Origin of the sequence: Caballeronia sp. LZ003, from assembly GCF_031451465.1 — a bacterium.
In the GTDB taxonomy this organism is placed as follows: Bacteria; Pseudomonadota; Gammaproteobacteria; order Burkholderiales; family Burkholderiaceae; genus Caballeronia.
On the sequence record NZ_JARUXJ010000262.1, the window covers coordinates 1 to 7,171 of the forward strand.

General features: G+C 59.1%; 4 protein-coding genes and 1 pseudogene. 1 reads left to right on the forward strand and 4 read right to left on the reverse strand.

What is annotated here, in order from left to right; genetic code table 11:
* Positions 1–1,089: 1,089 nt before the first annotated feature.
* Both QCE79_RS38535 and QCE79_RS38540 read right to left on the reverse strand, forming a co-directional pair.
* A complete protein-coding gene (locus tag QCE79_RS38535) occupies positions 1,090–1,308 on the reverse strand; it encodes a hypothetical protein (protein ID WP_309854268.1) in 219 nt (72 codons plus the stop codon).
* Positions 1,309–1,319: 11 nt separating this feature from the next.
* Positions 1,320–3,713, reverse strand: coding sequence for a LysM domain-containing protein (locus QCE79_RS38540; protein ID WP_309854270.1), 2,394 nt, complete (start codon positions 3,711–3,713; stop codon positions 1,320–1,322).
* A gap of 12 nt (positions 3,714–3,725) precedes the next feature.
* Between QCE79_RS38540 and QCE79_RS38545 the strand changes: the two are divergent.
* Positions 3,726–4,225, forward strand: a pseudogene (locus tag QCE79_RS38545) (integrase core domain-containing protein); the annotation flags it as partial.
* A gap of 19 nt (positions 4,226–4,244) precedes the next feature.
* Here QCE79_RS38545 and QCE79_RS38550 read toward each other — a convergent pair.
* A complete protein-coding gene (locus QCE79_RS38550; RefSeq protein ID WP_309854273.1) occupies positions 4,245–4,565 on the reverse strand; it encodes a hypothetical protein in 321 nt (106 codons plus the stop codon).
* Position 4,566: 1 nt separating this feature from the next.
* The coding region (locus QCE79_RS38555; protein ID WP_309854276.1) for a LysM domain-containing protein at positions 4,567–7,171 on the reverse strand (2,605 nt) is incomplete at its 5' end.

Here is a 7,171-nt window from a genome sequence, read left to right on the forward strand (position 1 = left end):
CATCTTGACGCCCGCTCCCATGCTTTCATTACGATAGACGTAGACAGCTGCTTTGTCCTGCGGGACGCTGAAGGTTTTTAGCGCGGCATCCTTTTGCGGATCGCCCATCGGTACGGAGGCACATCCAGCTAGCACCAACAGAGATGCTGCCAGGGGGACTAGGATAAATCGCTTAAACTGCATCTTTTTTATCTTCCTTCTTGCTGTTAAAAGTCTTTACGCCGCGCTGATGGTGTTTCAAGTACATCCAGCGCTTTGTTAAGTGTTACTGCTGTACGACCTCTCCAGTGCTACAAACTTGCTGCCGGCACTGCCGAGACTACCCAGAACGCTCTAACGAGTCCCCGTCATCAACGCCTGCGGTGTACGCAACGCCGTTATGTAGGAATTTTCGCTGAATGGGCGGATCCGCAGTTCGAATAGATTTCCTCTTCCCAGGTTTGCCGAAAGCGAAGCAACTCGTGCCGGTTGCAGTCCATCATCACAAGGGAGAACTCGTTAGAATCCTCGACGCGCTCTATCAGCTCCCCCGAGAATTACAGTATGCCTCCGGATTTATCCGACGGACCTGTTGCGATGACAACCAAGTCCGGTCTGAAGCTGTTGCAGCAATAGCCTGCAGATCTCGACGTTGAACATTAGCGCTCGCCAGCACTTCGCCATGGACTGCGTTTAGCGCAGAGAGCGCGGAATCTTCTACTTCCCCCCGCACGAGTGTCGCGTGCCGAACAGGTCTACTTGATAGAAACCTCGCCACCCGTCCACATGCCGTAAAGATTCGGTGTAAATCGGAATCAGGTAACGGCTAAAGTGCTTTTCCGCAAAAACAAGTCTTTCCGGCGTTACAGCTACTGCAGTAAGTGATGCGGCCGTAGCCCATGTTTATCTGCGTCAGCAAGACGCTTTTTCGATATAGACAAGCTTAGCTATTTCTTGAGGCCAATTCATTTAGATCCTTCATCCTCGGAAGAACTTTCCAGCCGGATTTGAGCACACCGCGTCCGACGCGGAATAGTGCGTCGCCGATATCAGCTCACTCACCAGTGAATAACACCACCGAAGGCCACGATGCGGCCTTCGGCTTTACTACTAGCCCAATCTTCTTATACGAACTCCGAGTTCTTTCAGGCGTGCGTACACCGCAGCACACAACTCTGGGTCATTTATTGGAAGATCAAACTCGCGACCCTCTGCGTCCCTGAAACAAAGCATTTCGGCCACAGGGGTTTGCTCAATAAAGTAGTCGTCCAGTTCGATGCCTCGGCCGAACAAGAATTGATCAGCTGTCGGCAAGCCTTCTTTTTCCATTTTCGATCTCCTTATCGCGGTAGCGGTGCCTTGCCAAAGCCAGGGTAAAAAACTGTGCTGTCGACGTTACCCGGTCCCCAAAAGATCCTAGTGGGGGTTGGGTTGGCCTGTGGATTTAACTCCAACTGGCGGAAGTATCGGATATTAACCATCTCCATATCCTGTGTCGACGGCCACACTTTGAAAGCATTATCGTTTGGATGGACATGGCCGATCAACCTTGCATCGCGTGGCACTGGGCTGGTCCAAGCATCTCCGCTGTATAACTTCTTGACCAATGCACCGTCGACGCGCTCGGTGACCAATGAGAACTCGACCTGCCGACCACCTAATGTGCCTAATTCATAAACATCTCCAAACCGCACAGTTCTATCGATAACGATAACGCCCTCCTTGCCTGGTAATGCTCCTGTGGCACGGAGTTCATCTAATGTCGTATGCGTTCCTAACCCTTCCGTTCGTGGAAACCGGGAGCCAATCGTGCCTCCTGATTGCCTCACAAGGTCCATGCTCGTACGACTGGCCAGCGAAACGGTTGCTCTCGGCATCGCCGTCCTAGCGACCCCGCTGCCCATCAATGCCAGCCCGGCCTCCCCGAAAGCCTGCAACTCTTTCGCAGCAGCGAGGCCGTAGCTCCCGCTATTCCACGCCGCGCGTGCCTCATCCGCGCTCTGACCACCAATCATTTGGTAGCCCAACTGTTTTAGATCTCGCCACGCGTCGTGCGCGAGGGCACCAGTATAGGCGGCTCTCGGGCTGGGATCGAGTACACCCGCATACCCTCCTGTCATGCCACGCTCGAATGCTTGGAGTGTTGTTTCAATACCGCTCAAATCAACCGTGTCTTTCTCACTCGTCATCGCCGCACGAAACGCTGCGGCACTAAGATCAACTGTTGCGGTCTCAGTCACGCCAGCGAGCGCTCCGCCATAACCGACTCCGAACGCATAAGTCTCGTCACTCAGTGACAACTCGAATGGCATGCGGCTCGCCGTCACCTCGACGGCCGGAAGACCTTCCGCTTCCCCTTGCGAGTAAGTCACATACGGATACGGATTATCGACGTCCGACATCAAGCTATTGGACGCATACATCACACCGGGCATCGGCTCATCGAATTGCGCGTGAAACGCCTTCGCTTCACCCAACGGCGTGGACGATGAATCTGCGTTGGTCGGCTCATCCATCTTCACCTTCGCCGGCGTAACCGATTTCGCCGCCATCTGCGCGATCACCATCGCCCCGATCGTATCGCCCGCAATCGCCCCGGCATTGCGTTGCAAACTCCCGCCGCGCACCAGCGTACTCGTCACTCCCGAGGCGAGCGCCGACGCGCCCAGGCTCAACGACGGTAGTGCCTTTCCAAGCTTCGTCTGCCCGAGCGCATCTCCGACATACGCACTCGCCCCGGATGCAATCGCGCTCGCCGCAATACCCTTCCAGTCGAAGCCGTTTTGCGCGCCCAACGCGATGCTCATGCCCTGCGTCGCGGCGCCACGTAGCGCTCCCGTGGCCATCGCATTGCCGGTATTGCCCAGCCCCGCGCTCACCGTGCCGCCCATGCTTGCGCCCAACGCGGCCGATCCCGCCGATATCGCCACTCCCTTCAAGTCCAGACCCTGTTGCGCGCCACCGGCAATCAGCACCGCTTGCGAAGCCAGTGAACCCACCGCGCCGCCTATCGCCGATGCACCCACCGCCACGCCGGCCGTCATCAGCGTGCCTCCGCCGCTCAAGGCTGCGATGCCCAGCGACCAGGTGCTGGCAGTGGCCGCCGCTGCGCCTCCCGCGACTGCGCCACCTGCGACCGCACCACCTGCGACCGCACCACCTGCGACTGCACCACCCGCCGCAGCACCACCCGCCGCAGCACCGCCCGCCGCCGCACCCGTGCCCGCGCCCGCGCTCGCCGCCCCACCTATCGCCGCCGATGCCGCGCCCGCCGTGTACACCGTCACCACCACCGCCACCACGATCGCGATCACCGTCAGGAACGCGCCACACCCGCCCCCACGCCCCGGTGGCGGCGGCGGATCGGGCAACGTCGGCTGCGTGTTGCCGATCGCTCGGCCCGGGTCGTATGGCTTGAACGTCGTCGCCGTGTTGTGGACGTTCGTCACCTTGCTCGGCACCGTCAGCGTCTGACCCGCCTTGAGCACATCCGTGCCCTGCAGTCCGTTCGCATCGGCCAGGATGTACCACAGCGTCGCATCGCCCCACAGCGCACTCGCGATGCTCTGCAGCGTATCGCCCCCGCGCACCGTCCACGTCCCCGGACTGATCCCCGGATACGCCCCGTTGATCGCCAGATAGTTCTCGTCGAAATCCGCCGTGCCCACCGGCGTGAAGACCTTGTACTGGCTCTCGTTGCCCCCTCGCGTGAGCTTGCCCGAGAGCTCCTGCACGTAGTCGATCGAATGGACTTTGTCAGCGACGGGTTGGCCAATGGTCGGCGCTTTCGCTGTCTGAACGTGGTCGACGATTACACGCGTGAGTGCCTGGCTAACAAGGTCGATAGGTCGTTGCCGGGTCTGCGGGTCAAGCAGGTGCTTGAACGGTTACGCGAGATGCGCGGCTTGCCTGCTTCCATCATGGTGGACAACGGTCCGGAGTTCGCTGGTAAGGTGCTGGATGCGTGGGCTTATGAGGTGGGTGTCACACTGTCGTTCATCCGGCCCGGCAGGCCTGTGAAAACGCCTACATCGAGAGTTTCAACGGGCGATTCCGCGACGAATGCCTGAACGAGCACTGGTTCGTTTCCATGCGCCATGCCAGGCATTTGATTGAGAAATGGCGTATCGAGTACAACACCGAGCGGCCCCACAGCTCGCTCGGTTATCTGGCGCCAATGCAATTCGCGCAGGCGCACGAAGCGAAGGAATTGTTTACCTCGGACTTTAACTCCACTTCGTACTAAAACCGGGCGCAGGTCATTATTACGTTAACTTATTCACATAGTTAAGCACATCCTCTTGTGCTAGACCTGGCGTTCCCAGCTGAAACCACTTTTCGAAATAGTCCGGATACGCAAAGTAGACTCGACCATTCTCTTTGATTGGCCCCGCTTGCGCTCCATACTTGCTAACGAAGCGCAAATGCTCAATGGTCATAACGTAGGCGTCACGCTCATCGTTACTTTCAAATTCCGTTTCGCCAGTGACACGATATGGCGAATCTCCAAGAATCAAATCCACCAAGTCCGAGGCCTTCCCTTCTTCCAACAACTTCACAATAGTAGTCTTATCAGCAGCACTCAATTCAGTTCCCCAATCTAGCCTTAATGTAGAGACCATTCACTTCAATATGCCTGTATCCAAGGCTGATGAGTGACTTTCCAAGCGGTGTATTGCTTACAGCCTGGACAGGTGACATGCCTTCAGAAGACATGTTGTATTCGAAGATTGACTTGTTAGTCAAACCAAGTTCCGCCGAAACAGAATGCACATTCTGCGGGCCAAAGCTTTGAATGGAGTTCGACAACATCTCCGTGCCAACGCCTCGTCCATTTTCCGTGGTGCGGTAGAAGTTGACAAACAAATCCCCTTGCCCCGGATTGAACGTTGACACCATTTCAGAACGAATACCCATCGCAGGTACGATATTACCCGCCGCATCGAATTTCTGACGCGACGTTAGCTCCAAAATATTCGTACCGAGCGACTCGGATGTGTAGGCAACTCCAGTCGATGGTGCAGGACTAAAGGCGTTGACACCTGTTGATGAGAAAGACTGCCCTTCCGGCACGACATTGAATCGAAGCCCTGGAACCGCACGTTCAAACGTCCGTTCAATCTGCGACCCGAACATCACCGCGCCGCGTTCAAGCGCCGCTCCACCAAGCGCCACTGCTGGCCCCGCAAGCTCAGGCACAACAAACAACGCCGCATCTGCCGCAGAGCCACCAAATGCGTGGGCTGCCCCGGCTGTGTCCTTTTTATAAAGCCCATTCACCGCCGCAAGCGGAGGCAGGGACTTCACGCCTCCTGTGATCGCGCTGCCAACGTCGTTCAGGATCGTGTCACCAAGACGGCCAGCATCATAAGCGTTCGTGTAATGCGCACCAATCGCCGCTGCCGTATCTAAAGGATGTGCCAAGACGTTGCCCACACCGCTCGCCATTGCAGCCGCGCGGTCATACACGCCTTCGGCAAACTTGGCCACTGGATTAAACGCCCTGAGCGAATCCCACTCGCTCAACGGACTAACCGTGTCCATTACTATTGGCGCCAGCTCTCGAACCGCAATCTGCGGATACGGCACAGCAAACGCTTCCACGCCCGGCGTGTACGGCGAATAAGCATCGCCAACCATCGACCGGCCATTATCCGATGCCATCAGCGCGCAAGCCTCGGCTGACGTCAGACCCAAACTCGATGCTGTCGCATCGAACGAGCGAGCATCCGCAGGTGTGAACGGCACATTCGCGCCATTGATCGCCTGCTCTGTCTTCAGCTTGACCGTGTCCAGATCACGCTGCGCCATCTGCACCGTCACCATCGCTCCGATCGTGTCGCCCACAATCGCCCCGGCATTGCGTTGCAGACTATCGCCATGCACCAGCGTACTCGTCACCCCTGCCGCAAGCCCCGCTGCTGCCGTTCCGACGTAGGGCGTCTGACCCAGCGACGTCTGACCCACCGCGCTTGCAACGCCCGAGGCTATCGCGCTGGCCGCCATGCCGTTCCAGTCGAAGCTGCGCTGCGCGCCTATCGCCATCGCCATCCCTTGCGTGGCCACCGAGCGCGCTGCGCCCATCGCAATCTGTCCGCCAGCCCGCCCCAACGACGCGCTCGCCGCATCAGACAGACCCGACGCACCCAGCCCTCCAGTTACCGCGCCGCTTAGTGCTCCCAATCCCACGTTTTCCCAGTTGAATCCGCTCTGCTGCCCGCCTGCCATCATCACGCCCTGGCCCGCCGCTGCGCCCGCCGCTCCTGCCGTGGCGCCCGCCGCAACGCCCACGCCGAGCGCCACCCCCGCACTCGCCGTCTCGGCCGTCACACCCAGCTCGGCGTAGAGAAGTTCAGAGGTCGTTCCGTACGTCGCTACGGTCACAATGGCCGTGACCACGATCGCAATGATCATCAAGGCCATGCCACACCCGCCCCCACGCCCCGGTGGCGGCGGCGGATCGGGCAACGTCGGCTGCGTGTTGCCGATCGCTCGGCCCGGGTCGTATGGCTTGAACGTCGTCGCCGTGTTGTGGACGTTCGTCACCTTGCTCGGCACCGTCAGCGTCTGACCCGCCTTGAGCACATCCGTGCCCTGCAGTCCGTTCGCATCGGCCAGGATGTACCACAGCGTCGCATCGCCCCACAGCGCACTCGCGATGCTCTGCAGCGTATCGCCCCCGCGCACCGTCCACGTCCCCGGACTGATCCCCGGATACGCCCCGTTGATCGCCAGATAGTTCTCGTCGAAATCCGCCGTGCCCACCGGCGTGAAGACCTTGTACTGGCTCTCGTTGCCCCCTCGCGTGAGCTTGCCCGAGAGCTCCTGCACGTAGTCGATCGAGTCGATCCCGTCATTGCCCTGGTTGCCCACCCGGTTGCCGTTCAGGTAGTAGTAGTTATGCTTGCGATTACCCTCCGCGCCCGTGATCGTGCCGTTGGCATCCACCGTCACGCCCGTGAGCTCGCTGCGACGCTGCACCTGCCCGCGCAAGTCCGTCCAGTACTGAAACGCGCGCGCGTTGCCCGCATCGTTGCCGCCATCGTCGTACGTGCTCTTCAGGTTGCCGTTCGCGTCGTAGTTGTAGTACGTCGTCGCCGGCTTCCAGCCCGGTGCGTTCGGGTTCGTCGCCTGCACCTTTACCTTCGATTGCTTCGCGCCGTCCCACCACTCGTAGCTATAAGTCGAGGTC